General features: G+C 70.9%; 29 protein-coding genes and 1 pseudogene. 15 read left to right on the top strand and 15 right to left on the bottom strand.

Going from position 1 to position 25,744, the window contains the following annotated elements; translation table 11 throughout:
• Positions 1-60 precede the first annotated feature (60 nt).
• On the bottom strand, positions 61-339 hold the full coding sequence (locus tag ABZO31_RS20905) for a hypothetical protein (protein ID WP_406862753.1): 279 nt from the start codon (positions 337-339) through the stop codon (positions 61-63).
• A 149-nt stretch (positions 340-488) separates the two neighbouring features.
• On the opposite strand from ABZO31_RS20905, the gene ABZO31_RS20910 reads away from it, so the two are divergent.
• Positions 489-806, top strand: a complete 318-nt coding sequence (locus ABZO31_RS20910) for a hypothetical protein (RefSeq protein WP_406862754.1) — start codon at positions 489-491, stop codon at positions 804-806.
• 187 nt (positions 807-993) lie between these two features.
• Positions 994-2,262 (top strand): L,D-transpeptidase, encoded by a 1,269-nt coding sequence (locus ABZO31_RS20915; protein WP_406862755.1) that lies wholly within the window; start codon positions 994-996, stop codon positions 2,260-2,262.
• A 72-nt stretch (positions 2,263-2,334) separates the two neighbouring features.
• Here the strand turns inward: ABZO31_RS20915 and ABZO31_RS20920 are convergent, their stop codons facing one another.
• Together ABZO31_RS20920 and ABZO31_RS20925 are read right to left on the bottom strand one after the other, a co-directional pair.
• A complete protein-coding gene (locus ABZO31_RS20920) occupies positions 2,335-2,772 on the bottom strand; it encodes a hypothetical protein (RefSeq protein ID WP_406862756.1) in 438 nt (145 codons plus the stop codon).
• A gap of 125 nt (positions 2,773-2,897) precedes the next feature.
• Positions 2,898-3,410: a hypothetical protein gene (locus ABZO31_RS20925; protein WP_406862757.1), complete on the bottom strand. Its 513-nt coding sequence runs from the start codon at positions 3,408-3,410 to the stop codon at positions 2,898-2,900.
• Positions 3,411-3,524: 114 nt separating this feature from the next.
• Here ABZO31_RS20925 and ABZO31_RS20930 point away from each other — a divergent pair, with 114 nt between their 5' ends.
• The 4 genes from ABZO31_RS20930 (at position 3,525) to ABZO31_RS20945 (ending at position 7,791) form a co-directional block, all read left to right on the top strand.
• Positions 3,525-4,895, top strand: coding sequence for a BTAD domain-containing putative transcriptional regulator (locus tag ABZO31_RS20930; RefSeq protein ID WP_406862758.1), 1,371 nt, complete (start codon positions 3,525-3,527; stop codon positions 4,893-4,895).
• 249 nt (positions 4,896-5,144) lie between these two features.
• On the top strand, positions 5,145-6,044 hold the full coding sequence (locus tag ABZO31_RS20935; protein ID WP_406862759.1) for a hypothetical protein: 900 nt from the start codon (positions 5,145-5,147) through the stop codon (positions 6,042-6,044).
• Positions 6,045-6,072: 28 nt separating this feature from the next.
• Positions 6,073-7,299 (top strand): hypothetical protein, encoded by a 1,227-nt coding sequence (locus tag ABZO31_RS20940; protein ID WP_406862760.1) that lies wholly within the window; start codon positions 6,073-6,075, stop codon positions 7,297-7,299.
• Between the two features lie 216 nt (positions 7,300-7,515).
• Complete coding sequence (locus tag ABZO31_RS20945; RefSeq protein ID WP_406862761.1) at positions 7,516-7,791, top strand: hypothetical protein; 276 nt, start codon at positions 7,516-7,518, stop codon at positions 7,789-7,791.
• Positions 7,792-7,820: 29 nt separating this feature from the next.
• Here the strand turns inward: ABZO31_RS20945 and ABZO31_RS20950 are convergent, their stop codons facing one another.
• Positions 7,821-8,426, bottom strand: coding sequence for a DUF3885 domain-containing protein (locus ABZO31_RS20950; RefSeq protein WP_406862762.1), 606 nt, complete (start codon positions 8,424-8,426; stop codon positions 7,821-7,823).
• Between the two features lie 571 nt (positions 8,427-8,997).
• On the opposite strand from ABZO31_RS20950, the pseudogene ABZO31_RS20955 reads away from it, so the two are divergent.
• Positions 8,998-9,093, top strand: a pseudogene (locus ABZO31_RS20955) (transcriptional regulator); the annotation flags it as partial.
• Here the strand turns inward: ABZO31_RS20955 and ABZO31_RS20960 are convergent.
• The 5 genes from ABZO31_RS20960 to ABZO31_RS20980 all read right to left on the bottom strand — a co-directional run bounded on the left by ABZO31_RS20960 (position 9,068) and on the right by ABZO31_RS20980 (position 12,744).
• Positions 9,068-9,592, bottom strand: coding sequence for a DinB family protein (locus tag ABZO31_RS20960; protein ID WP_406862763.1), 525 nt, complete (start codon positions 9,590-9,592; stop codon positions 9,068-9,070). The pseudogene ABZO31_RS20955 and the gene ABZO31_RS20960 sit on opposite strands and share 26 nt — an antisense overlap.
• 173 nt (positions 9,593-9,765) lie before the next feature.
• The gene (locus ABZO31_RS20965; RefSeq protein WP_406862764.1) at positions 9,766-10,449 is read right to left on the bottom strand and encodes a CPBP family intramembrane glutamic endopeptidase; all 684 of its coding nucleotides are present in this window, start codon (positions 10,447-10,449) and stop codon (positions 9,766-9,768) included.
• Between the two features lie 107 nt (positions 10,450-10,556).
• Positions 10,557-10,973, bottom strand: a complete 417-nt coding sequence (locus ABZO31_RS20970) for an actin-binding ADF family protein (RefSeq protein ID WP_406862765.1) — start codon at positions 10,971-10,973, stop codon at positions 10,557-10,559.
• Between the two features lie 68 nt (positions 10,974-11,041).
• Positions 11,042-11,566: a GNAT family N-acetyltransferase gene (locus ABZO31_RS20975; protein WP_406862766.1), complete on the bottom strand. Its 525-nt coding sequence runs from the start codon at positions 11,564-11,566 to the stop codon at positions 11,042-11,044.
• A gap of 203 nt (positions 11,567-11,769) precedes the next feature.
• Positions 11,770-12,744 (bottom strand): LysR family transcriptional regulator ArgP, encoded by a 975-nt coding sequence (locus ABZO31_RS20980; protein ID WP_406862767.1) that lies wholly within the window; start codon positions 12,742-12,744, stop codon positions 11,770-11,772.
• 69 nt (positions 12,745-12,813) lie between these two features.
• On the opposite strand from ABZO31_RS20980, the gene ABZO31_RS20985 reads away from it, so the two are divergent.
• The 3 genes from ABZO31_RS20985 to ABZO31_RS20995 all read left to right on the top strand — a co-directional run bounded on the left by ABZO31_RS20985 (position 12,814) and on the right by ABZO31_RS20995 (position 16,034).
• Entirely contained in the window at positions 12,814-13,437 is a 624-nt protein-coding gene (locus ABZO31_RS20985; RefSeq protein ID WP_406862768.1) for a LysE/ArgO family amino acid transporter, read from the top strand.
• Positions 13,438-13,925: 488 nt separating this feature from the next.
• Complete coding sequence (locus ABZO31_RS20990) at positions 13,926-14,390, top strand: hypothetical protein (protein ID WP_406862769.1); 465 nt, start codon at positions 13,926-13,928, stop codon at positions 14,388-14,390.
• Positions 14,391-15,512: 1,122 nt separating this feature from the next.
• Positions 15,513-16,034 (top strand): potassium channel family protein, encoded by a 522-nt coding sequence (locus tag ABZO31_RS20995; RefSeq protein ID WP_406862770.1) that lies wholly within the window; start codon positions 15,513-15,515, stop codon positions 16,032-16,034.
• A 115-nt stretch (positions 16,035-16,149) separates the two neighbouring features.
• On the opposite strand, the gene msrA is transcribed toward ABZO31_RS20995, so the two are convergent.
• Positions 16,150-16,860 carry a peptide-methionine (S)-S-oxide reductase MsrA gene (gene msrA / locus ABZO31_RS21000; RefSeq protein WP_406862771.1) on the bottom strand — a complete coding sequence of 237 codons (711 nt, stop codon included), beginning with the start codon at positions 16,858-16,860 and terminating at the stop codon, positions 16,150-16,152.
• A gap of 143 nt (positions 16,861-17,003) precedes the next feature.
• On the opposite strand from msrA, the gene ABZO31_RS21005 reads away from it, so the two are divergent.
• Positions 17,004-18,215: an FG-GAP-like repeat-containing protein gene (locus ABZO31_RS21005; protein ID WP_406862772.1), complete on the top strand. Its 1,212-nt coding sequence runs from the start codon at positions 17,004-17,006 to the stop codon at positions 18,213-18,215.
• Between the two features lie 75 nt (positions 18,216-18,290).
• On the opposite strand, the gene ABZO31_RS21010 is transcribed toward ABZO31_RS21005, so the two are convergent.
• Entirely contained in the window at positions 18,291-19,394 is a 1,104-nt protein-coding gene (locus ABZO31_RS21010; protein WP_406862773.1) for a hypothetical protein, read from the bottom strand.
• Positions 19,395-19,465: 71 nt separating this feature from the next.
• Here ABZO31_RS21010 and ABZO31_RS21015 point away from each other — a divergent pair, with 71 nt between their 5' ends.
• A complete protein-coding gene (locus ABZO31_RS21015) occupies positions 19,466-20,620 on the top strand; it encodes a cystathionine gamma-synthase (protein WP_406862774.1) in 1,155 nt (384 codons plus the stop codon).
• 69 nt (positions 20,621-20,689) lie between these two features.
• On the opposite strand, the gene ABZO31_RS21020 is transcribed toward ABZO31_RS21015, so the two are convergent.
• The 4 genes from ABZO31_RS21020 to ABZO31_RS21035 all read right to left on the bottom strand — a co-directional run bounded on the left by ABZO31_RS21020 (position 20,690) and on the right by ABZO31_RS21035 (position 22,312).
• Positions 20,690-20,881 carry a DUF1059 domain-containing protein gene (locus ABZO31_RS21020; protein WP_406862775.1) on the bottom strand — a complete coding sequence of 64 codons (192 nt, stop codon included), beginning with the start codon at positions 20,879-20,881 and terminating at the stop codon, positions 20,690-20,692.
• Between the two features lie 45 nt (positions 20,882-20,926).
• Complete coding sequence (locus ABZO31_RS21025) at positions 20,927-21,181, bottom strand: hypothetical protein (RefSeq protein ID WP_406862776.1); 255 nt, start codon at positions 21,179-21,181, stop codon at positions 20,927-20,929.
• Between the two features lie 31 nt (positions 21,182-21,212).
• Complete coding sequence (locus tag ABZO31_RS21030; RefSeq protein ID WP_406862777.1) at positions 21,213-21,719, bottom strand: sigma factor-like helix-turn-helix DNA-binding protein; 507 nt, start codon at positions 21,717-21,719, stop codon at positions 21,213-21,215.
• A 68-nt stretch (positions 21,720-21,787) separates the two neighbouring features.
• The gene (locus ABZO31_RS21035) at positions 21,788-22,312 is read right to left on the bottom strand and encodes a MarR family winged helix-turn-helix transcriptional regulator (RefSeq protein WP_406862778.1); all 525 of its coding nucleotides are present in this window, start codon (positions 22,310-22,312) and stop codon (positions 21,788-21,790) included.
• Positions 22,313-22,459: 147 nt separating this feature from the next.
• Here ABZO31_RS21035 and ilvA point away from each other — a divergent pair, with 147 nt between their 5' ends.
• From ilvA to ABZO31_RS21050, 3 genes are all read left to right on the top strand, one after another.
• Positions 22,460-23,692 (top strand): threonine ammonia-lyase, encoded by a 1,233-nt coding sequence (ilvA, locus tag ABZO31_RS21040; RefSeq protein WP_406862779.1) that lies wholly within the window; start codon positions 22,460-22,462, stop codon positions 23,690-23,692.
• A 176-nt stretch (positions 23,693-23,868) separates the two neighbouring features.
• Positions 23,869-24,891 carry an ATP-binding cassette domain-containing protein gene (locus ABZO31_RS21045; RefSeq protein ID WP_406862780.1) on the top strand — a complete coding sequence of 341 codons (1,023 nt, stop codon included), beginning with the start codon at positions 23,869-23,871 and terminating at the stop codon, positions 24,889-24,891.
• 8 nt (positions 24,892-24,899) lie between these two features.
• Positions 24,900-25,739 carry an ABC transporter permease gene (locus ABZO31_RS21050; RefSeq protein WP_406865424.1) on the top strand — a complete coding sequence of 280 codons (840 nt, stop codon included), beginning with the start codon at positions 24,900-24,902 and terminating at the stop codon, positions 25,737-25,739.
• Positions 25,740-25,744: the final 5 nt, after the last annotated feature.

Raw genomic sequence — 25,744 nt, forward strand, 5'->3', positions numbered from 1 at the left:
CGCCGTGAGGGCCGCACCCGGTCGCCGGGTGCGGCCCTCACGTACGTCCCTGCGCGCGCCTCAGTACGCGCGGCGGCCGCCCTGTCTCATCGCCAGCGTCACGAAGCCCGCGCCGACGACGAGGAAGCCCGTGCCGCCCAGCAGGTACGGCGTGGTGTCCACACCGCTGCCGGTGTCGGCGAGCCGCAACTCCTCCTGGTCGCTCTCCGTGACGGTGGCATGGCGCTGCGCGGGGGCCTGCTCCCCGCCGGTGGCGTTCGCGGACGGGACGAACCACAGCGCGCACAGCAGCGAACCCGCGGCGGTGGCGGTCAGCAGCGGTCGGCGAGCGACGGACACGGAAATTCGATCCCCCTTGCGGAAACCGCGAATTGGCGACGTGCGCCGATGCTAATGAACTCAGCGGGTCGGGGGAAAGCCGAGCCTCCCGGGAGCTTACGCTCCGTCGTATGACGACTTCTGAGACCTCACGTTTTGTACGGCTTCGGGTGGATCTGGTGCTCGAGGTCGGCGACCCCGAGGCCCTGACCGCCGCCGCTCTGGAGCGGATCGCGGTCGACGAGCTCATGCCGGCCTCCGAGCGGGCCTTCGCCGAGGACGCGGTCCGCGAGGACGAGTCGGAGGCTCTGGCCTACCTCGTCGACCCCGTCGAGCTGCTCGGCGCGGTGCCCGGCGTCGAGCTGGCGCACGCCTCGTGGAGCACCGAGCCCGTCGATCACGACCCCGAGTCCCTGGAGTGGGACCTCGACGAGGATGATGTGGCGGAGGAAGACGACGAGGACGGTGATCCGGTCGTCCGGGCCTGAACACACGGGTCCGGAAGGCCCCGGAGCACCGTCGCGAGACGGCGCCCGGGGCTTTTTCCGTATACCTGGAACCAACCGCTCCGGGGGTGCGTCGATCAGTGGTGTTCCCCACAAACCCGACGGACCGGGAACCGCTCGGGTTCTCATGGGTGTTCTTAGAGACTGTCGGTAGGGGAATTCGGCAACGATGGAGAAGCGTGTGATCACGGACGGCTGGCGGCGCAAGAAGGGCCTCTCGGCGGCTGCCGCAGTGCTCGGCGGCGTGCTGGTGCTCTCTGCGTGCAGCGGGGGCGACGAGGGCGGGGCGACGGGCGCGAAGACTCCCGGATCGCAGGAGCAGGTCGACGAGGCGGCGGCCGCGAAGACCTCCAAGGCGCAGATATCCATCACGCCGAAGAACGGCGCGGTGAACGCGTCGATCAACAAGGACGCGAAGGTCACGGTCGCCGGCGGCAAGCTGACCGAGGTCACCATGACCAGCGCCGACGGCGCCACGATCAAGGGTGAGATCTCCGCGGACGGCACCAGCTGGCAGCCGACCGAGCAGCTGGAGCGGGCCACCGTCTACAAGATCGCCGCCACGGCGAAGGACGCGGACGGCCTGGAGGCGCACGAGAACACCTCGTTCACCACGGTCTCCAAGGCGAACAGCTTCATCGGCAACTTCACGCCGGAGGACGGCTCCACCGTCGGCGTCGGCATGCCGGTCTCGATCAACTTCAACAAGGCGATCACCGACCGCAAGGCCGTCCAGGGCGGCATCACCGTCTCCTCCAGCACCGGCCAGGAGGTCGTCGGCCACTGGTTCAACTCCCAGCGGCTCGACTTCCGTCCGGACGACTACTGGACCGAGGGCTCGACCGTCACGCTGAAGCTGGACCTCGACGGCGTCGAGGGCGCGAAGGGCGTCTTCGGCGTCCAGCAGAAGACCGTCACCTTCAAGATCGGCCGCAACCAGGTCTCCACCGTCGACGTCGCGACGAAGACGATGAAGATCACGCAGGACGGCAAGGTCGTCCGGACCATCCCGATCTCCGCCGGCTCCCCGGAGAACCCGACCTACAACGGTCGGATGGTGATCTCCGAGAAGTTCAAGGAGACCCGGATGAACGGTGCGACGGTCGGCTTCACGGACGACGACGGCAAGGGCGAGTACGACATCAAGGACGTGCCGCACGCCATGCGCCTGTCCACCTCGGGCACGTTCATCCACGGCAACTACTGGGGCCCGGACTCGATCTTCGGCTCCGCCAACACCAGCCACGGCTGCGTGGGCCTGAACGACGTCAAGGGCGCGGGCGACCCGAACCAGATGGCCGCCTGGTTCTACGACAACTCGATCGTCGGTGACGTCGTGGTCGTGAAGAACTCCAAGGACAAGACCATCGCCCCGGACAACGGCCTCAACGGCTGGAACATGAGCTGGGAGCAGTGGAAGGCCGGTTCTGCGGTCTGACGCGCTGCCGTACGCCCTGCGGGCGGCGTCCCCTGACGGGGGCGCCGCCCGCTGCTTTTCCGGGAGGCCCGGTCATGTGGTGTGGTACTGGACCGGCCCCTGCTCGATCAGCCGGTCGCCGGCCCACACGGAGACCGACCACACCATGGCCTTGCTCTCCGGCAGGTTCAGCGAGCCCAGCCGGAGCCGCTTCGTGGTGTGCGGCCCGCGGTGGTTCTCGAAGCTGCCGACGACGTCGTCCTCGGCGATGTCGGCGAGGTACTCCACGCGGACGTACGCGCCGTCGTCGGCGGTGTCCGTGAGCGTGAAGACGTCCCGGTCGCTGTTCCAGCACGCCCGGGCCCCGGCGATCTCGGAGCAGCCGCCGAACGCCTGCGCGGGTGCGGCGGTGCCGAGGATCCCGCCGGCGACGACGAGCGAGGTCGCCGCCGCGGCGGCGGTGAGGCGCCGGGTGCGGGTACGGGACCGGCTACGGGTGTGGGTGCCGCCGTGAGGTGGTGTCGAAGTCATGCAAGTCCCCCTGGGGTTGACGATGCGTCATGTGATTCTCACGGTAGGAGCGGAGGGGGACGTTCGGCAGAACGGCGACGAAACGGTCATGTCACGGTTCTGTAGTAAAACGTGTGCTTCGGGCTCTATCCGATCCGCTCGCACAGGTCGTCGGTCGTGCCGTGCGCCATGGTGAGCGTCTTCACGCCGGCCGCGGAGACCTCGAGGGTGTACGTGCCGTCGATCGTGTACAGGCCGCGCGGCAGCGTCCCGGCGTTCTCGCCGAAGCCCGCGAGGATCGGCCCGGAGACCTGCCAGAACTGGGAGCGGTCGGGCCGGATCTCGATGAGCGCCCGCCCGCTCGCGTCGGCGTCGACGTACGCGCCGGTGTCGGCGTTCGTGACGCGCACGACCAGGGCGCCCTGGTAGGCGACGAGCCGCGGGGTGTCGTCCTCGTACGACCGGATCGTGCGCTTGACGACCTCGTCGACGACCGGCTCGGTGCGCACGGGGAAGTCGCAGCGCGTCCCGGCGGGGAAGGAGTACGCCGGGGTGGGCGCGGGGACCCAGCCCTCGCCGCCGCTCTCGGCGGCCTGGGCGGGGGCGGTCAGTGCGAGCAGGGCGGTGGCGGCGGTGAGGGAGGCGGCGAACACGCGCATGGGCGGACTCCTGTCGGGACGATGTGACGGGGTGCTCCCCGTGGACGTCCCGAGCCTCGCGCCGCCGTCTGACCGGATTCTGACCACCCTGGTTAGGGTGGCGCCGTGACGATCATGTCGACCATTCAAGCGCCCCTGGAATTCCGCCTGTTGGGCCCCTTCGGGGCGTGGCAGGGCGGTGAGCGGGTGCTGCGCGGGCTGCGCCGCCAGGAGCGCTGCCTGCTCGCCGTGCTGCTCCTGGAGTCGGGCGCGGCGGTGACCACGGAGCGGCTGATCGGCCTGCTGTGGAACGACACCCCGCCGCCCGCCGCGCGGGCGACCGTCCACACGTACGTCGGCCGGCTGCGGGCCGCGCTGCGGCCGTACGGGCTGCCCGTCGACACCCGGCACGACGGCTACGCACTCGACCTCGCCGAGGCGGACGGACACACCGTGGACGTACGGGAGTTCCGCGACGAGATCGGGCAGGCGGCGGTCGCCGGCGACCCCGCGGAGAAGGTACGCCGTTACGACCGGGCCCTCGCCCTGTGGCGGGGCCCGCTGCTCGCCGACGTGATCGACGACGAGCTGCGTGACCGGCTCGACGGACGGCTCGCCCAACTGCGGCTGACCGCCCTGGAGCAGCGCGCCGAGGCCCAGCTCGCCATGGGCCTGCACGAGCGGGTCCTCGCCGACCTGACCCCGCTCGCCGACGAACTCCACGACCGCGAGGGCCTGGTGGCGGCCCGGATGACCGCGCTGTACCGGGCGGGCCGGCGCGCCGAGGCGCTGGAGCTGTACGAGCGGACCCGGGCCCATCTGGCAGCCGAGCTCGGCATCGACCCCGGCCCCGCGCTCAGCACCCTGCACCAGCGGGTCCTGACCGCCGACCCGCGCCTCGATCGGCCGCCGGCCCCGCTGTACGCGGTGCGGGTCGACGAGGAGTGGCTGCCGTGGTCCACCGGTGGGCATCCGGCGCTGGAGTTCTGCAACACCTTCGCGGGCTGGCGCCACGCCCCCCGCATCCCCGGGTCGGACTGGCTGCGCACGTACCGCACGCTCGCCGTGTGGGCCGGTCATCTGGACCTCGCGGACGAGGGCGTCGTCGCCCAGCTCGTCGAGCGGGCCGGGCGGAGCCCGGAGGAGGCGGAGGCGGCGCTGGCCGAGGCGCGGGAGTTCCGTACGCAGCTGTACGCCTGCCTGACCGACCCCGCCGACGTCCCCGCCTTCACCGCGGTCGCGGCCGTGGCCCGCGAGGCGGCGCGCGCCGCGGTACTGACCCTGGGCCCGGACGGCCTGGCCCACTGGCGCCCGACTCCCGCGGCGGGCCTGCGGCTTCCGCTGTACGCCGTCGCCCGAGCGGCCGCCGACCTCCTCACCGACCCGCGCCGCCTCACGATCCGTACCTGCCCGAGCGACGACTGCGGATGGCTGTTCCTGGACGCGACGGGCCGCCGCCGCTGGTGCTCGCTGTCCACGTGCGGGGCGGCGCGCGGCGGACGGTAGGCCGGGCCCAGTCCTGTGAATGGGCCCTGGCTGTGCGGCGGTTGGGTCCGGCTCGGGTGCCGGTTGGGTCCTGCGGGCCGTTGTGGGGCTGTTGTGACGAGAGTTGTATGAGTCGTGCTTCACGGGGGGTACCCCGCCGCCCGCACCGGGCGGCGGGGTACGCGCGGGCGTCGACCATCGCCCGCGGACCCTCCTTCGACCTGCGCACGCCACGTCCGTGGCTGCGCGCCTGAGGAGTGGAAGAGAATCATGCGAACGTCACGACCTGGCCGTACCGGCGTCACCGCCGGCGTCCTCGGCCTCGCCCTCGCCTCCGTCGCCGTGCTCGGCGCCCCCGCCGCGCAGGCGGCAGAGGGTCCGCGGGGCGGGGTCACCGGCAACTACACCGGCGCCGACGTCACCGGCCCCGGCGCCGAGCCGCTGACGGCCCAGGCCAAGGAGAAGATCGCGCTGACCGAGGCGTGGTACGCGGCCGTGGAGGGCCACGGCGACCTCGCGGCGGTCCAGCGGCGGGAGACCGCGTACCTGAAGAAGTACAAGATCACCGACCACCGCACCGTCCAGGCCCGCAGCGGCGGCTTCGCCGCCATGGCCGCGCCGACCTCGCGCACGCTGCGCCTGACGCACTACGGCCAGGCGAAGAACTTCTACTGCGGCCCCGCGACCGGCGCCATGATGATCAAGATGAAGGACGGTGCGATCCGCAGCAAGTACAACCGCAACGCCTTCAGCCAGGCCAACCTGGCCAACAGCGCCCACATGAACACCCAGAACGCCGGCCGCACGGACTGGAGCAGCAAGCGGTTCGTCACCGGCGTCAACCGCTGGCGCGGCGAGCCGTACTACGTGCAGGTCCCCAAGCCCACCGCCACCCAGACGGTGAAGGCCCTCCGGCACACCCTCGGCGGCAACGGCATGGCGGTCGCCGCCGACACGGTCGAGTTCGCCAACGGCCGCCACTACAACGGCCACCCGGTCAACAAGACCATCGGCCACTGGATCACCGCGTACGGCTACACCAACAGCGGCGCCACCAGCAAGTGGGCGGACCCGTCCACCACCGTGTGGTCGTCGGTCAACAAGACCTTCAGCTACAACACCGGCAATTTCGCCCGCTACTTCCTCCAGTCGAACGGGATCGCCTACTAGCATGCGCGCACGGTCGGCAGTACCCCTTGTGGCTCTCCTGGTCGGCCTGGTCGCGTGCACGAGTGAGGGTGGCTCCCGCGGCGACGCGGGCGCCACCCGTCCTCCCACCACGGCACCGACCACGCTGGACACGCAGAAGGCCGGAACGGCGGCTGCCGGCCGGCAGTACCGTCCGGGCTTCGTCTCCACGTCGGACGCATCCGGCGGCCGCACCCTCACCGTCCTGGACGTCACGTCCGGCGGCGGGCTCGTCGCGGCCGCCAACCCGCCCCCGAAGACGGGGGACGGGACGGTGACGATCGGCCAGAGCGAGGTAGGACTGAAGACGGACGCGGGAGGTGGGCGCTTCACCCCGTTCCCGAAGTCCCGTCAGACCTGCTCGGACCGGCCGCGCCAGGCCGTCTACGCCGACGAGCGGGACGGCACGGTCGTCTGGACCGAGTCCGCCAGCACGAACCTGTACTCCTTCGACTGGTGCGTCTTCGCGTACGCGCCGAAGACCCGCACGACCACGCTGCTCGGCAACTCCGCGTCCGTCTCGAAGGGCAAGGAGATGCCGGAGGCGCCGGGTACCTCCGCCCCGTCGATCGGCGACGGGAAGGCGTACTGGGCGACCGCGTACCCGACCAGCACCGGGAAGCGGGACTTCGGCGTCCGCATCGTCGCGCAGGCGCTCGACGGCGGCGGCGAGCCGGCGACGGTGGCGGACGGCGCCAAGCTGCCGCGGGCGGCGGGCGGATCCGTCTACTACGTCCGCTCGGCGGACGTGTCGCCGGACGTCCCGAAGGACCGCTACGAGATCCGCAAGGTGACCGCGGACGGCAAGGAGGACGTCCTGATCACCGCGGCGCCGCTGCCGACCGGCCGCGAGATCACGGCGCTGACGGTGTCGGGGACGCGCATCAGCTGGGTGGTGGCGGCGCCGGAGCAGCAGACGGCGACGCTGTACACCCGGGACGGGACGACGAAGAAGACCCTCACCTTCGCCCTCGGCCACGCGGCCCCGCCGACGATGTTCCTCCGCTCGACGTCGAAGTTCCTGGCCTGGGGCAACGGCAGCGCGGCCGGCGACGCGGGCCAGTACGTCTACGACTTCGCGCGCGGCACGCTGTGGCGGCTGGGCACGGAGGACGGCTTCAGCGTGGTGTACGCGAAGGGCGACTATCTGGCCTGGTCGAAACTCCCGGACCAGCCGACGGCGACGGGCACGGCGTCGTTCGAGACGGCGAGGTGGGCGGGGGCCGGAACCGGCTGACAAGCACGGCCCGGCGGGACGGGGAGGCGGTCGAGCCCGGCGCGGTCGCGGTGACCGGACACGGTCCGGCGGCCGCCGGAGCCCGTACGGCCCTCCCGTACCCGCCGGGCCGGCGGCTGGTCACTCCCCTGGCGGAGGGACGTTCGTACGCAGCTTGCCGAAGCGCGTCGTGCCCGCAGGCTGGGAAGGGGCTCATCCAGCAGAAGGAGCGGAACCATGCCGAAGGTGACCCGGAAGACCGAGCTCACGTCGCAGACCCTCGAGGTCTTCGACATCGAGGTGCGAGAAGAGGACCGCACGGCGTTGACGGACGACCCGGAGAAGTTCTTCCGCTCGCGCCTCGAACCCGACTACAAGGTCAACGGCATCTGCGTCGACGCCAGGAACCTCGCCTCGCTCGACGCGGCGCTCGTCGCCGGCTTCGTCACGCTGGTGCACGTGAGCGGCGGCGATTTCGACTCGTACTACTTCTGGCCCCAGAAGCAGCAGTAGGCGCCCGGCCGGCCCGGGGGTATCAGCTCTCAGAGGCCGGACGGGTGGGTGGAGAGCCATGCGGCGTGGCGGTCACGGATCAGGTCCCGTTCTGCGGCGGTGGTGAGGACGACGTCCGCGCCGCCGTCGTAGGGGAGGTGGATGCGGCGCAGTTCCGTGTCGGTGACGAACACGTCCACCACCGCCTCGTCGGCCACGGCGCGCAGCAGGCCGTCGATGCAGCCGCGGCGCCAGGGGCGCCGGTCGGCGTAGAGGCGGTGGTGGGTGTGGAAGTCGGGGTCGGGGTCGTCCACGTCCGACTCGGTCCACCAGCGCACGCTGCCGGGGTGGAGTTCCTCGCGCGGGGTCGGGTGGCCGGCGGGACCGTTCGGGGTGTCCGACCAGTCGCCGGTCACGACGAAGACGTCCTGACCGGCGAAGAGCTCGTCCAGGACCGTGTTGTACCGGTCCAGCGCGATGGCGTACTCGTCCTCGGACTCCGGGTAGCGCTTCGACTCCGGCAGGCTGTGGAAGCGCACCCAGCGGTCCCTGTACGTGTCGCGGATCGTGTGGGCGAGTGGCGGGCCCGACGGTCGTCGTTCCCGCCACAGCGCGGCGAGCGTGGTCACCGGTGGGTGCGGATGCTTCTCGGACACGATGACTCGCTCTGGGGTAGGGGGAGTTCAGCGGACAGCGACGATCAGTCGCACCGGCCGCACAGGTGCCCGCGCCGCAGCGCGGACCGAGTCCTGGCGAACACCGGCACGGACACCCACCGCCCCCGACGCGCCCGGCGCGGCGGCGGGCCGTACGGCGACTGCCAGGCCGGGCGGTCGGTTCGACGTCGGTCGTCGTGCGACGGGTTCAGGGGGAGGTGGCGTAGTACGGGCAGTGGGGGGTGCACATGGGCAGCACGGGACACAGAGATACACCGGTTTTCCGTGAGAGGACCGCAGCGAAAAGGAGCACGGCGCACAGGCGTGCGACGCGCGACGGATCAGCGCTCGGGGGATCTCACTTGGTGTACAACGGCACGTCCTTCACAGAGTGACTGCGGGCGGGAGCACGGTAACCGCGCACAGGACCGCGGTTCCACCGACTTTCGGGCGGGTGAGTGTGGTTCCCGGAGAAGGGCGCGTGCTGTGTCTTCGCCCTGCGCCGATCACCGTCGACGATCTGCCGGAGGTTCTCCGGCCCTACCACCAGGGCCTCCACAAACCCGCCGTCTCCGAGCGGCGCGGCACCTGGGTCCACTACCGCGTCGAGCGCGCCGTACTGGCCGCCATGGGCCGACTGCTCAGCAGGGCCGCGGCCGCAGCGTGAGCTGGGCGCGGTGGAAGTCGAAGTGCAACGTGGGGTACCGGTAGACGTCCTCGAGTGTCATCACGTCCTTGAAGAACGGATCCCACCGCACCGGAAATCGCATGGTCCGCGTCAGCGTCGCCTCCGGTTCGGCGTCCAGGCGACGGGACAGCGCGGCGATCGTGCGATCGAACGTCGCGCCCATCCGGCGGTGGTCGTACACCCGCGCTCCGCCCACGGCGCCCCAGTAATTGATCACGTCGAACGGGCGCGTCGAGGCGTTGAGCAGCCACGCCCAGGCGCGGTTCGCCCCTGAGGGAAGACGTCCGAACAAGCGCACCAGGGGGAGGAGCGCGAGCACGACGACGTAGCCGAACAGCATGTGGAAGAGCAATTGCTCGTTGGTCCAACGAGTGCCGTCGCTGCGACGGCGCAGGTCGTCGGCGTCCGCCGCGTCCAGCAACTGGTGGAACGTCGCGGTGGCCCGCCGCAGGTCTGCGTGTACGGCTTCCCGGTCCATCGTCCCTCCAGGTGCGTGCACGGGGTGGGCGACCGCCGCGTTCTCAGGACGTGGCGCTTTCTGCCTCTCCGTACGACGTACCCCGCATGAAGATGACAGCAACGAGCGCCAGGCCCACGACCGCGCCGACGAGCCCGGCGGCGGCGCGGGCGAAGGCGGAGGACGGGAACCCGTCAGCGTCCAACCGCCCAGGCCAGCACGTACCCCGTGCTGTTCGTCGCCCAGTGCAGCGCCATGGGCGGAATCAGGCTTCCCGATCGGCGCCGGAGTTCGCAGAGCAGGACCCCGGCAAGGGCCGTGCCGGCTACAGCCGTCACCACCGACAGGGCCACGCCGGCGGTGCCCGTGCCGAAGACGGCCTCCGCCGCAGAGTTGGCGCGGGTCAGCCCGCGTGACGGCAGGACGTGCCAGAGGCCGAAGAGGAGAGAGGAGAGGGCCGTCGCCCACATGTGGCCCCACCGTCGTTCCATCATGGCCCACAGCACTCCACGGAAGGCGATCTCCTCCAGCAGCAACGTGCCGAGCGGCACGCGGACCAGGACGCGGTACGCCAGCTCACCGACCGCCAGACCCGCGGCACGCTGGTCCTGGAAGACATCGCGGGTGAACGGCACGGCGAGCGCCGCCAGGTACACCGTGACGACGGCCGCGACCAGGATCAGCCCCCATCGCGCACCGCGGCGGACGGAATCCCTGCCGAGCCCCAGATCGTCCGCCGTCAGTCCGGAGAGCCGCGCGATCAGCAGGAGCAGGGCCGCCGTGGTGACGCAGACCGGTACGTAGAGGCCGGGAGCCAACCGGTTGTTGACCGCGTTCACGGCGGCGAGCACCAGGACGACCAGGAGCAGCATCCGCATGGTTCCCCAGGATCGCCGACGGACCACGGCGAAGGCCGTCGCAACGCGCCCCGCTCCTCAGGATCGGGCAGGCAGCCCGTTCGACTGATCAACTGCTTCGCGGGAGGTCAATGTCCGCGGTTCGCCTTGTCGAGGAGCGACTCGTAGGCGACCTCGGAATACTCGGTGCCCTGCAACTCCACCGCGATGCCCACGAGCGAGCGCCGGAGTGCGTCCTTGGAGGACGCGAAGAGCATCTTCTGCTTGATCCTGGCTGTGTCCGGCGCCCAGTTCACGAACGTGAGCTTGTTCCGCTTGCCCGCCTCCTCCTTCTCGAACTCGAAGTCGTAGACGGCCCATCGGCACTCCGTCTCCGGCAGATCCGCGATGAAGTCGTCGTAATCGGTGGAGCTGGAGACCTTCTCGACGACGATCTCCGTGTTGTCCTTGTTGAGGTTGAAGATGACGTACTTGTGTTTCCTGCCGAGCTTCAATGCCTGGTATTCCTCCAGGCAAGCATCGTTGACTGCGACACCCGACGCCATGGCATCTCTCCGCTCCCGAGTCGTTGCACTCCGTGCTGGATGGTAACCCGGCGTGACGCCTCGTGCGGTCACATCGGACGCGAATGCAGTCGAACCGGACCATCGGGCCACCGGCCCTCTCCTCGCAGCGGGAACCACATCGTCCGCAGCGGCATCATTGCCACGCCATCTGGCTGCTCCACCTCCACTTCACCGTCCAACTCGTTCCAGTCGAACCGTGCGTAGAGGGCGGCCACGTCCGGGCGGCAGAACAGGAGCGCGAACTCGGGCCCCAGCGTTCGTGCGTGCTTCATCGTGCCGCTCACCACGTGCCGGGCAAGCCCCCGGCCTCGCTGATCCGGAGCGACGCCGACACCTCCGAGGCCCACCACGTCCATCCGGATCCCGCCGACCGACACCGGCAGGACGACCAGCCCCGCATGCGCGACGACCCGGCCGTCCACCCTGATCCCGAAGTGGTGATCCTTGAGTCTCCAGACCAGACCGCACTCCGCGACCCTGAACGGATCGGCGGCGTCCCCGAAGATCTCGGTGTTGTCGTAGGTGTCCAGCCGGGTCACGGCTGGCCTTGCGGAGTACTGATCCTCACTCATCAGGGCATCGTGCCATCAGGCGAGATGAAGTTGCTGACAGCCGCGAAGGAGCGTTTGGTGGCCGACCCCGGCCTTCGCGACCCCGCTCGGGCACGAGGCGCTCGTGCCGCCGAGCCGAAGTAGCCGTTCGGGTTTTGGTGTCGAAAGGTTCTGCCGGTGCCAGAGTCGATTCCTTCCACTGCACCGAGGCACGTCAGACCAGTTCACGAGTTTTCGGGCACAGTTTCAGTCCGTACGCCGATAGAGGGGCGCCATGGGTTCTCAGGCGAGCCGCTTCCCCCGTCGGTCAGTAGCACTTCGGCGGCGGCGGTCGCCACCACGTCGGCGACCGTGGACAGGGCGGGCGAGTCGAGCTTCCACTGCTGCCAGTACAGCGGGACGTCCATGGGCCGCGTGGGCGCCAGTTCCACCAGCCGGCCAGCGCGCAGGAGCGGCTCGGCCTGTGGTTCGGGCACCATGCCCCAGCCGAGGCCGAAGGCGACCGCGTCCCGGAAGCCGTCGGATGTGGGCACGAGGTGACGGATTCGCCCGGCGTCCGAGCTGCCCTGGGTGAGGGATCGCACGAAGGCGTCCTGGGCGTTGTCGCGCGGGTCGAAGACCACGGTCGGGGCCTCTCGGAGGTCCTGCGGCAGGGACCCCGTGAGATGGCGTGCGGCGAACTCGGGTGCGGCAACTGCCCGGTAGCGGGCCAGCCCCAGCCGCCGTACGGTGCAGCCGGCCACCGGATCGGGCGACGAGGTGACGGCCGCCATCACCCGTCCCTCGCGCAGCAGGGTGGTGGTGTGGGACTCGTCCTCCCGGTAGAGCTCGAAGCAGATCGGCGGGTCCTGCGGCACCCGGGTGAGCGCGGGCAGGAACCAGGTGGCCAGGGAGTCGGCGTTGACCGCGATCGGGATCCGGACCGGGCCCTGCTCGGCCGCCAGGCCCAGTTCGGCGCGGGCGTCCCGTTCCAGCCGCGCCAGCTGGCGGGCGAAGCGGACCACCACCTCGCCGGACTCGGTGGGGCGCACCGGTTTGGTGCGCATCAGCAGGACCCGGCCGATGCGCTGCTCCAGAGCCTTGACGCGCTGGCTGACGGCGGAGGGGGTCACGTGCAGGGCGGCGGCCGCGGCGTCGAAGGTGCCCTCGTCGACCACCGCGAGCAGCGTCCGGACCTGGTCCAGGGGAAGCTCGTCCATAACTATGGCTAAGGGTACTTAAGAATCTTTAGCTGTACTCATCAAGGTGTCGTCCTTACGGTCGAAGCCATGACCAGCAGCCTCCTCGCCGCCGTACTCGCAGGATTCGGAACCGGCCTTTCCCTCATCGTGGCCATCGGCGCCCAGAACGCGTTCGTCCTGCGCCAGGGCGCCCGCCGTCACGCCGTCCTCGCGGTGGTCGCGATCTGTGCCCTGTCGGACGCGGCGCTGATCGCGCTCGGCGTGGCGGGCGTCGGCGCGGTGGTCACGGCCTGGCCGGCGGCGCTGACCGCAGTGGGCCTGCTGGGCGGGGTGTTCCTGCTCGGCTACGGCTTTCTCGCGGCCCGGCGCGTACTGCGCGCTGATCCCGCCGCTGCCCTGACCGCGGGCGGACCGGAGGCCGGCTCGGCGCGCCGGGCGGTCCTGACCTGTCTGGCGATGACGTGGCTGAACCCGCACGTGTATCTGGACACCGTGCTGCTCCTCGGCTCGCTCGCCTCGGACCGCGGAGACCTGCGCTGGGCCTTCGGCGTGGGCGCGGCCCTGGCCAGCCTGACCTGGTTCTTCGCGCTGGGCTTCGGCGCCCGGCTGCTGAGCGGCGTCCTCTCCCGGCCGAAGGCCTGGCGGGTACTGGACGGGCTGGTCGCGGCGACCATGCTGACAATGGGCGGAATGCTGGTCGCTGGCGCCTAGGTCCTGGTCCCGGCGGCCGAATGCCCACCTGCGGAACCTCTCGAACCTGTGGCGACCAGGGTTCCTCCGCCCTCACTCCGATCGCGGCCGGTGGTCGGGATACCGAGAGTCACCAGTGACCGAGGTGCGAGTCGTACGACGTCAGTGCTGCCGCGCTCTCGCCCGGGTACGGAGAACGCCTGAACGTCGTGTGGCTGTTCGCCACGGCGGCGACGAGTCCCAGCCGAGAGGGTGCCTCTTCGTCGGGCCAGCGAGGTCCCCTCATGTGCGTCGTGTCGATGCGGCGCGGGTTCGTCGACCGGCCGCTGCCTCCACGCGACGTCGGACGGCGATGGCGTCGAGCTCCCTGAGCCGGACCGCGGCTGGTTTCCAGAGTCTCCAGCGCGCGCAGCAAGGCGGCCGGGCATCAGGCGACGTCAGTCCTCGGTCTTCGCCACGCCGATCGGGCGCACAAGGCCCGAGCCGCCGCCCGTATGGGAGACGCCCGGTTGGTCCGCGACTCCCTGGACGCCGGACGGGCGAGGCTGGACCGCCTGCCCCGCCCGGAGCACCCCGAACATCACTTCATCATCGACCCGGACAAGTGGGACTTCTACGAGATGGACGCCTACCGTCTCCTCGGAGACGACGAGCGCGCCGCCAACCACGCCCGGTCCGTGATCCGGATCAGCACCGGTCCCGACGGAACCGAGATCTCCCCCATGCGGGCCGCAGAAGCCCGCCTCACCCTCGGAGTCACCGCCGCCCGAACGGGCGAGATAGACGAAGCCATCAGCATGGCCACCAAGGCCCTCGACGCCGACCGGAAGTCACTCCCGTCCCTCCTCCTGCTCGCCAACGAACTCGACAAGGAACTCCGCTCCCGCTACCCCCGCGAGACCGCCACCCGCGACTTCCACGAACGCGTCTTGACCATCACACGCGGCGCAAGCACCCCAGAGCTACCGTTCTGATCAACGGCAGGCACAGCTCGGGACCAGAAACAGAGTCAGGGGTGACGCGCGAGCTTGACCGCTGACACGAAGGGGATCACGGCCAGGAAGGGATGAGCCCCAGGTCCGGGAACACGCCCGGGAGCAGCCCGCCCAGGACGCACCGGTGACGTTGCCCGCGGCTGCCATGACCCGGGTGAAGCGGAGGTTCGCGCCGAGCACGAGGCTTCCCGCAGTCTCGATGTCCTCCCCGGAGAGCAGAACGTTCGTCAGGATCAGTGCCTTTTGTGAGTCTGACCTGACAACCTGCTGCCGGGATTCAGCAACCTCGGCTTGTCAGACCGCGGCTCAGGGTTGCTGCGCGGTAGACATGTGCGGTGAGCGAGACCGAGGACCCGGGTGAGGGAAAGCCGGAGCTGCGCGAGCTGGGAGGTCTTGCATGACGTCTGGGACCAACTCGGGTGCGGAATCCGGGGAAGCATCGGTAGTCATTGCCCGCTTCGGTAGCTACCGTCGCGCCGAGTACATGTTGGCGTCGCTGGGGCGGGGGTTCCGAACGGAGGCCCGCAAGAGTGGCACGACTGCTGCCGTGGTCAGAGGCAACCCCGACGGGTCGCTGAAGGTAACCGTGTCTCGGGTGCTGTCGGCCGGTGATTTCATGTACACGCTGATCCGTGTCTCGCTGTCATGGTTGATCGGGTTCATCGGCCTGTTCTCCATGCTGAGAGGCGCAAAGAGCGGGGTGCACGCCGCTCGCGTGCGGAAAGGGCACGCCGGATCGTTTGAGCACCGGCCCACGAACTCCTCGCCGAAGCCGGCCCGCATGGGGCCCTGGTGCTGGTTCGCTGCAAGGACCACCAGACGCGGCAGATGGTTGCCGCGGCAGCGGCCGACAGAGCGGAAGATAGCTGGGATGGCTCACTGGCAGAGTTTCTCGCCGCTCTTGCCCCCGGTAGCGCTGACGATTGGGTGCGCGCCGCCATCGGCGAGCCCTCCAGCACGAACCGCTAGGCGGGATCGCATCGTGCGGCAAGAGCGAAACCTGTCGTTCCGCAACGTCGTCAGCAGATTGCGGTGGGGGCGTTGACTGATAGCGCGGGCCCGGCGCCGGCTGCCCGGCGTGAGGCCAGACCCTCACGCCGCATGATTGCGCGGGCCGTGCTGCGGATCGTGGGATCGGCCGCCGCGCTGGTCGCCCTCTACTATGCGCTGCCCCTGAGCCACTCCTCGGCCTGGGGCGCCATCACGATGCTGGTGATCGGGCTTGTGGTGTTCGTCGGACTGATCGCATTCCAGGTCCGCGCGATCCTCCGGTCGCCTTTCCCGGGCCTGTGCGCCGTCGAAGCCCTGACCACCAGCGTTCCGCTGTTCCTGTTGTTGTTCGCCAGCACGTATGTCGTCATGGCCACGATGTCGGCCAGCAACTTCGGCGAGCGGCTGACGCACACCGACGGGCTGTACTTCGCTGTCACCGTGTTCTCGACGGTCGGGTTCGGCGACATCGCGGCCAAGAGCGAGGCGGCACGGCTCGTGGTCACCGGGCAGATCGTCGCTGATTTCGTCATCCTCGGGCTCGCCATCAAGATCATCCTGGGTGCGGTCAACCGTCGCCGGCAGCCGGGAGACGCCGGCGGCGGACAGCCCGCCCAGCGGACCCACCGATAAGAGGGCGTTCAGCGCGGGGCCGAGCAGTAGGCACCGGGGCTCAGGATTCGTCCGGACCTCTCAGCACTGGCGTCGACGCCCGGTCCCGCTCTGCTCACCATGTGGCGGAGTGCGGTCAGGCCTCCGTGGGGTTCGGAGCCGGGGTGATTCCGGTCGGGCAGGCACGGCCCCAGTTGGTCTCCGACGGGGCATCTAGCTTGACGCCCGTGCCGCCGATGCCGCAGTAGCCGGCCGGGTTCTTGTCCAGGTACTGCTGGTGGTACGGCTCTGCCGGGTAGAAGGGGCGGCCTTCGGCGGGGCGGAGTTCGGTGGTGATCGGGCCGTGGTTCGCGCGGGTCAGGACCTGCTGGTACGCCTCGCGCGACGCCTCCGCGGCCGTCGCCTGTGCGGGGGTGTGGGTGTAGATCGCGGAGCGGTACTGGGTGCCGACGTCGTTGCCCTGGCGGAAGCCCTGCGTGGGGTTGTGGGACTCCCAGAAGACCTTCAGGAGCTGCTCGTACGAGACCTTCGCCGGGTCGAAGACGACCCTGACCGCCTCCGTGTGGCCCGTCAGGCCCGAGCAGACCTCTTCGTACGCCGGGTTCTGCGTGTAGCCGCCCTGGTAGCCGACCAGCGTCGTCCAGACGCCCTCGGTCTGCCAGAACTTGCGCTCGGCGCCCCAGAAACAGCCCAGACCGAAGTCGGCCACCTCCAGGCCCTCCGGGTACGGGCCCAGCAGCGGGTTGCCCAGGACCGTGTGGCGCTCCGGGACCGGGAACTCGGGTTCCGAGCGGCCCTTCAGTGCCTGCTCGGGGGTGGGGAGGACGGGGGTGCGGGACAGGTACATGCGGGCTCTCCTCGGCTGCTCGGCGCCCCCATGACAACGCGGGGGCGCGTGCCGGGATTCCCCGGGCTGCCTCTCTCGTCTGACGTGTACCGTACAGCCACTCGATGTCCGTGGGGGGCATGGGACTCAAGGGAGGGGTGCGCATGAAGCGTGCGTTCCGGAGCGCCGTCGTCGCGGGGCTCTCCGCGCTGGGACTGCTCGCGGCCGCGGTGTCGCCGGCGCAGGCTTCGACCGGCTTCGACCGGTGTCCGGCCGGCCGGTTCTGTCTGTTCGACAACGCCGACGGCTCGGGCGCGATGGCGACCTACAGCGGCAGCATGGCGACGCTCGGCGCGTACGACAACTGGGCGGCGAGCATGCGCAACCGCACCGGCCTGCACGCCTGCCTCTTCACCGAGCGGTACCACGTCTACGACGACTCGGTGTACCAGGGTGTCTTCTACGCGAAGGCCGAGTACAGCGGCGACATCGACCTCACGCCGTTCCACGACGAGAACGTCGGGATGGCGAACAACGTCAGCTCCTTCCGGCTGTCGCCGACCCGTCACGAGTGCGGCAACGGCAACAAGTACATGGACTGGAACTCGGACTCGTGGGGCCGGACTGAGCCCCAGCCGTTCGGCGACTTCAACCGGGACGGCATCACCGACCTGATCTTCCGCACCTTCGACGGCGCCCTCTACTTCCAGCGTGGGGACGCCACCGCCACCCGCATCGGCGTCGGCTGGAACTCCATGAACGTCCTCCAGCGGCACGGCGACCGCGACGGCGACGGTGCCGAGGACCTCGTGACGCGGGACGGGAACGGCGTGCTGTGGATGTACCCGGGCAACGGCACGGGCGGGCTCAAGGCCCGCGTGCAGATCGGCGTCGGCTGGTCGACGCTGCGGAACGTCACCGCGATGGGCGACTTCAACGGGGACGGGCGTCGGGGCGACGTCGTCACCAACGACTCCAGCGGGCGGCTCTGGCTCTTCGCCGGTCGCGCCAACGGCACCCTCGAGCCGCGCAAGCAGATCGGCACCTCCGGCTGGCAGGGCATGACAGCCCTGGTCGGCGCCGGCGACATGAACAGCGACGGGAAGAACGACCTCGTGGCCCGCGACGGTTCGGGCAGGCTGTGGCTCTACCCGGGCAAGGGCACCGGTGGCATGGGCGCGCGCAAGCAGATCGGCAGCGGCTGGGGGCGGTTCGAGCGGATCCTCGCGCTCGGCGACGCCAACCGCGACGGCAGGTACGGCGATCTGTACGGCAAGGACGCGCCGGTGATGGACCTGTACGTGAACAACGGCTGGGGATCGCTGTCCCAGTACACCGCGAGCTACGACTGGGACCCGCGCGAGACCCCGTTCTGATCGGCCGCCCGGCGGAGCACGACAGAGGGGGCGCGGCCCACACAGCCGCGCCCCCTCCCTGCATGCCGCGGTACCTCAGTGCCGCAGCGTCGCCGGGTTCCCCCCGTTCGCCTCGTAGCCCGCCACTGCCAGATTGCGGTGGACGACGTACTCCGCCGCCGGGTCCGGGACCGCCGTCCACGGGAGGGCGCCGACGTGGCCGTCGACGTGGACCAGCTGGTGCATCGCCTCCGCCCAGCGCTCCGAGCGGATCAGGAACAGGATCAGCAGGTGCCGGACGTGCGCCAGCATCGGGTCGTCCGCGCGGGCCGAGTGCACCGCGTACAGCGCGCCCTCGACCGCCTTCGTCACGACCTCGCTCCGGTAGAAGCCCTGCACCAGGTTCACCTCGGGCAGGTGCTCGTACACCGCGAACAGCGGCAGCGCCGCCAGCAGCGAGCCGTGCGGGGCCCGGGCCGCCGCCGTCGTCGCGAAGTGGTCCGCCTCCTCGCGCGAGCCGTGCCACTTCTCGCACCAGTACTGCAGCGCCGCCAGATGCGCGCCCATGTGCTGCGGCGCCCGGTCGATCACCTGGGCCCACACCCGGTCGAACTGCTCCGGCGGATAGCCGAGCCCGCGGGCCACCGCGAGCTCCACGATGTACGGCACCGGGTCGCCCGGGGCCAGCAGCGCCGCCTCGCCGGCGGCCTTGCGGGCCTCCTCCAGGATGATCCGGAACTCGTCCGTGCCGGGTGCCGACGACCGCCACGCCTGCTGCACCAGGAACTCCGCGTGCACCGCCGCGCCGCCCGCGTCCTTCGGCTGCTCCGACCGCCAGGCCCGCAGCCACGCGCCGCCGACGCCCGGCCGCTCCTTCAGCTCCAGCGACGCCGCTCCGGCGAACGCCTGCACCCGCTGCCAGCGCAGCTCGTCGCCCTTGTCCGTACCGGCGAGGAGCTGCGACGCCGCCCGCCAGTCCTGCGTGTGCTGGACGACGTTCAGCACGTCCACCAGGTCGTGGTCCGGGCCGGGCATCCGGACGTCCTGCTCCTCCTGCCGCAGGAAGCCGTACGCCTCCGGGTCGGCGGCGTCGGGCGAGCCGGGCAGCGCGAGCCGGATGCCGCCGCGGCGCCGCATCATGATCGGACCGAGGACCGCGAACAGCATCGCCATCGCGAGCAGGACCCACAGAATCTCCATGCGTCCATTGTCCAGGAACCCGCTGCGGGCACGGGCGGCGGTGCACCCCGCGCGGGACTACGCTCCTGACCATGAGCGACCAGCACACCCACCAGAGCTTCGAGACCCGCGCCATCCACGCGGGCAACACCGCCGACCCGCTGACCGGCGCGGTCGTCCCGCCCATCTACCAGGTGTCCACCTACAAGCAGGACGGCGTGGGCGGGCTGCGCGGCGGCTACGAGTACAGCCGCAGCGCCAATCCCACCCGTACCGCCCTGGAGGAGAACCTCGCCGCGCTCGAGGGCGGCCGCCGCGGTCTCGCCTTCGCCTCCGGCCTCGCCGCCGAGGACTGCCTGCTGCGCACGCTGCTCGTGCCCGGCGACCACGTGGTGATCCCGAACGACGCGTACGGCGGCACCTTCCGGCTCTTCGCCAAGGTCGTCCAGCGCTGGGGCGTGGACTTCTCCGTCGCCGACACCTCCGACGTCGAGGCGGTGCGCGCCGCGGTCAACGAGCGGACCAAGCTCATCTGGGTCGAGACGCCGTCCAACCCGCTGCTCGGCATCACCGACATCGCCGCGGTCGCGGGCGTGGCCCGCCAGGCCGGCGTGAAGCTGATCGTCGACAACACCTTCGCCTCGCCGTACCTCCAGCAGCCGCTGGCGCTGGGCGCGGACGTCGTCGTGCACTCGCTCACCAAGTACATGGGCGGCCACTCCGACGTCGTCGGCGGCGCGCTGGTCACGGCCGACGAGGCGCTCGGCGAGGAACTCGCGTACCACCAGAACGCGATGGGCGCGGTGGCCGGTCCGTTCGACTCCTGGATCGTGCTGCGCGGCATCAAGACCCTCGCCGTCCGCATGGACCGGCACAGCGAGAACGCCGCCCGGGTCGTGGAGATGCTGACCCAGCACCCGAAGGTCACCAAGGTCCTCTACCCGGGCCTGCCGGACCACCCGGGCCACGAGATCGCCGCGAAGCAGATGAAGGACTTCGGCGGCATGGTGTCCTTCCAGGTCGAGGGCGGCGAGCAGGCGGCCGTCGAGGTCTGCAACCGCGCGAAGCTGTTCACGCTCGGCGAGTCGCTGGGCGGCGTCGAGTCGCTGATCGAGCACCCGGGGCGGATGACGCACGCGAGCGTCGCCGGCTCGGCCCTGGAGGTCCCGGCGGACCTGATCCGGCTGTCGGTCGGCATCGAGAACGTCGAGGACCTGCTGGCCGACCTGCGCCAGGCGCTGGGCTAGTCGACCCCTGTCGTACCCCCGTCGTACGTGACGGGTACGGGCAGGACGCCCGTACCCGTCACGTACCCCTCACGTGCCCGGCAGCGGGTCCTTCAGGCTGACCCGGACCTCCTCGCGGAACTCCGGGGTGTCCGTGTGCTCGTGGACGGACACCGCGTGCTCGACGGCTGCCCGGAGCACTTCCTCCTCTTCGCCGGAGATGTAGAGGGAGCAGCCGGAGACGCTGGGCGTGTCCCGGCAGTCGGATGCTTTCCTGGCCATGACGACCTCCCGTCGGGCTCCTCTTCCTCCAGGCTAGGCCCGTCCTCACCAGCCTTCGAGCGGGGGAGTCGTGGCGGGCGGCGGCTCCCACGGGCGGGCCACCGCGGCCCAGACGACGAAGACGAGGACGGCGGCGGCGAGCAGCGTCCAGCCGGCCCGGCGCAGCAGCCGTTCGCGGTGCAGCCGGCGGGCGCCGCGTGCGACGGCCGTCGCGGCGAGGTCCGACGGGACGGCGGGGTGACCGGTGCCGCGCAGCAGCCGCCGGATCTCCTCGTCGCGCCGGTCGGCGGACCGGCTCACGACGCGTCCCCCCTGCCACGTCCCGCACGCCTCACGACGCCGCCCTCCCGGGATCCGTACCCGGCACCGGCCCGGCCGCCGCCCCCGTCCCCGTCCCCGTACGCCGCAGCGCCGACACCGCCCGGTGGCAGACCGCGCGGACCCGGTCCATCGGCAGGCCCAGGATCGCGGCGGTCTGCTCCTCCGCCACGTTCTCGTACATCCGCAGCACGACGACCAGCCGTTCCTGCGGGGTGAGCGCGGACAGCACGCCGCCGTGCCCGCGGTGGTGCCGCCAGGCGGCGCGGGCGAAGCGGGTGGCCAGTTCGGTACGGGTCCGGTCGTACGGGTCCTCCCCGCGCAGCCGGTCCCAGTGGGCGTAGGTGTGCGCGAGGGAGGCGGTCAGGAGCGCGCGGGCGCGCGGGTTGCGTGCCGGGGGCTCGGTGGTGAGCAGCGTGGCGGCATGCAGCAGCCGGCCGCCGGCTCCTGCGACGAAGGCCTCGAACTCGCGCGTACGACGGTGCTGTTGATCACCGCGCCGGTCCCGCTGATCTGCCACGTCCTCATATGAGGACAGGGGTGCGGTTCAGGTCAATACTCGCGTGCGGCCGAGGACCGGGGGAGCGGTCAGGACTCCTGTGCCGGCGCCGCCGTGCTCGCCTCCGCCTGCGCCGGGAGCCCCGACTGCCGGGCGGAGAGTGCCGAGTTGAAGCGCGTGAGCAGGGTGCAGAACGAGGCGCGCTCGTCCGCCGTCCAGCCCTCCGTGACCTGGGCCATCAGCGCGCGCCGCGAGGAGCGGACCTCCTCCAGGCGGGCCTGGCCGCGCGGAGACAGCTGCAGGACGACCGCCCGGCCGTCCTCGGGGTGCGAGGTGCGCTTGACCAGCCCGGTGTCGACGAGCGGGGCGACCTGGCGGGTGACCGTGGAGGAGTCGATCCCCATGCCCGCCGCGAGCGCCTTCACGCCCATCGGGCCTTCCTGGTCGAGCCGGTTGAGCAGCAGGTAGGCGGCACGGTCCATGGAGTTGCGGAGCTGGCCGGTGCCGCCGAGCCGGGTCTGCTCCGCACGGCGCGCGAAGACGGCCACCTGGTGCTGGAGGGCATCGAGGAGACCGGGGTCGAGCTCAGTCGTCATGTCCTGAGACGTGGGCATGGCTGTGGTGGCTCTCTCGTGCGTGGTCGGTTTGGTGGGGGACAGAGTACGCGTGCGGACGCAGGTCCGTACCGGGGCTGCGCAAACCCGCTCGGATGCTTGGCGGTGGGGCCGCCGGAGGGGCGGTGAGCTGCGAGACTTGCGGTCATGAGCTATCGCGGGCCAGACCCCTTGCACCCTCTGATCCTCGACGACGTGCGGGGCGCGCAGAAGATGCTGTCGGGTGTCGCCCGCGTGACCGCGATGGAGGGCAGCCGCTATCTGTCGTCGCTGGTCGGGGCCCCGGTGCACCTCAAGTGCGAGAACCTGCAGCGGACCGGCTCGTTCAAGCTGCGCGGCGCGTACGTGCGGATCGCCGGGCTGCGGCCCGAGCAGCGGGCGGCGGGGGTCGTCGCGGCGTCGGCGGGCAACCACGCGCAGGGCGTCGCGCTGGCGTCCTCGCTGCTCGGGGTGCACGCGACGGTCTTCATGCCGGTCGGCGCGCCGCTGCCGAAGGTGGCGGCGACCCGCGAGTACGGGGCGGAGGTGCGGCTGCACGGGCAGGTCGTGGACGAGACGCTGGCGGCGGCGGAGGAGTACGCGGAGAGGACCGGGGCGGTGTTCATCCATCCCTTCGACCACCCGGACGTCATCGCCGGTCAGGGCACCGTCGGCCTGGAGATCCTGGAGCAGTGCCCGGAGGTCCGCACGATCGTCGTGGGCGTCGGCGGCGGCGGGCTCGCGGCGGGGATCGGGCTCGCGGTGAAGTCGGTGCGGCCGGACGTGAAGGTGATCGGCGTGCAGGCGGAGGGCGCGGCGGCGTACCCGCCGTCGTTGGCGCTCGGGCATCCGGTGTCGATCGAGTCGCCGACGACGATGGCGGACGGCATCAAGGTGGGCCGCCCCGGCGACGTGCCGTTCCGGATCGTCCGGGAGTACGTGGACGAGGTCCGTACGGTCTCCGAGGACGCGCTGTCGTCGGCGCTGCTGCTCTGCCTGGAGCGGGCGAAGCTGGTGGTGGAGCCGGCCGGGGTGAGCCCGGTGGCGGCGCTGCTGAGCGATCCGCGCGCGTTCCAGGGCCCGGTGGTGGCGGTGCTGTCCGGCGGCAACGTGGACCCGCTCGTCCTGCAGCGCATCCTGCGGCACGGCATGGCGGCGGGCGGCCGTTACCTGAGCCTGCGGCTGCGCGTCGCGGACCGCCCGGGGGTGCTCGCGAACCTGCTGGGCGTCCTGTCGGCGGTCGACGCGAACGTCCTCGACGTCGGCCACGTCCGCACCGACCCGCGGCTCGGGCTGACGGAGGTCGAGGTGGAGCTGCACCTGGAGACGAAGGGCCCGGAGCACTGCGCGGAGGTGGAGTCGGCGCTGCGGGCGGCGGGGTACGTGGTGATGGCGGGCTGACGGGCCGGGGCGCGCGGGGTGCGGTCGCGCCTCTTGTCGCTCGCGATGTATCGCGTTAGCTTCGGTGGTGGTCCGGATGTGGCCCGGATCACTCGATCGCTGGGCGCGGGGCGCCCAGCCTCCCTAGACTTGGGCGGGAATCGCCCGAATCCGGGATAACCCCTGGGAGAACCCACATGCCAGGCGCGATATACGCCGAGGGTCTGGTGAAGACCTTCGGTGACGTACGAGCTCTGGACGGCGTCGACCTCGATGTGCCCGAGGGCACGGTCCTGGGCCTGCTCGGCCCGAACGGCGCGGGCAAGACCACCACCGTGCGCGTGCTGACGACGCTTCTCCAGCCCGACAGCGGCCGCGCGGTCGTCGCCGGGATCGACGTGCTCCAGCACCCCAACGAAGTACGCCGCTCCATCGGCCTGTCCGGCCAGTTCGCCGCCGTCGACGAGTACCTGACCGGCCGCGAGAACCTCCAGATGGTCGGGCAGCTGTACCAGATGAAGGCCAAGGAGGCGAAGGTCCGCGCGGACGAGCTGCTCGAGCGCTTCGGCCTCGCCGACGCCGCCGACCGGACCGCCAAGACGTACTCCGGCGGCATGCGCCGCCGCCTCGACCTCGCGGCCGCGCTCGTCGTCTCGCCGCCCGTGATGTTCATGGACGAGCCGACCACCGGCCTCGACCCGCGGAACCGCCAGGCCCTCTGGGGCATCATCCAGGAGCTGGTCGCCGGCGGTACGACCCTTCTCCTGACCACCCAGTACCTGGAGGAGGCCGACCACCTGGCCCACGACATCTGCGTCGTCGACCACGGCAAGGTCATCGCCCGCGGCACCTCCGACGAGCTCAAGGCGCAGACCGGCGGCGAGCGCGTCGAGGTCGTCGTCCACCAGCCCGAGCAGATCGAACCCGCCCGGGACGTCCTCGCCCGCTACGGCCTGGCCGGCATCGGCCACGGCGAGGTCTCCGTCGAACGGCACACCCGGAAGCTGACCGTCCCGGTCACCGGCGGCGCGAAGCTGCTCGCCGAGGTCATCCGCGACCTCGACACCGTCGGCGTCGAGATCGACGACATCGGCCTGCGCCGCCCCACCCTCGACGACGTCTTCATCTCGCTGACCGGCCACGCGGCCGAGCTGGCGGACGAGGAGGAGAACGCGAACGCGAGGGGCCGCACGCGCGAGCGGAAGGAGGCGACGAAGTGACCACCACCGTGACCGCGTCCACCAGGACGGCCCCGAAGCCGCGCGGCGGCGTCTCCCAGTCGATCGCCGACTCCCTGGTCGTCGCCAAGCGCAATCTGATCCGGATGACCCGCATCCCCGAGATGGTCATCTTCGGGCTGATCCAGCCGATCATGTTCGTGGTGCTGTTCAGCTACGTGTTCGGCGGCTCCATGAGCATCGGCGGCTCGACCTCTCCGCAGGTCTACCGCGAGTTCCTGATGGCCGGCATCTTCGCGCAGACCGTCACCTTCGCCACGGCCGGCGCGGGCGCGGGCATCGCGGACGACATGCACAAGGGCCTCATCGACCGCTTCCGGTCGCTACCCATGGCCCGAGGCGCGGTCCTCACCGGCCGCACCCTCGCGGACCTGGTGCAGACCACGCTGACGCTCGTCGTCCTCGCGATCGTCGCCCTCCTCGTCGGCTGGCGCATCCACGAGGGCGTCCCGAAGGCGCTGGCCGCCTTCGCCCTCCTGCTGCTCCTCGGCTACGCCTTCTCCTGGATCGGCGCGCTCATCGGCCTGTCGGTCCGCACCCCGGAGGCGGCGACGTCCGGCGGCCTGATCTGGCTGTTCCCGGTCACGTTCATCTCGAACGCGTTCGTGGACTCCAGTCAGATGCCGTCCTGGCTCCAGCCGATCGCCGAATGGAACCCCTTCAGCGCCACCGTCCAGGCCTGCCGCGAACTCTTCGGCAACCCCGGCGTCTCCCCGTCCGACGCCTGGCCCATGCAGTACCCGGTGTGGGCCTCGCTGATCTGGTCCTTCCTGATCATCGTGGTCTTCCGGACGCTGTCGGTACGGAAGTACCGGTCGGCGACGGTGTGAGGCGG

Source organism: Streptomyces solicamelliae, assembly GCF_045348655.1.
Taxonomy (GTDB): Bacteria; Actinomycetota; Actinomycetes; order Streptomycetales; family Streptomycetaceae; genus Streptomyces; species Streptomyces solicamelliae.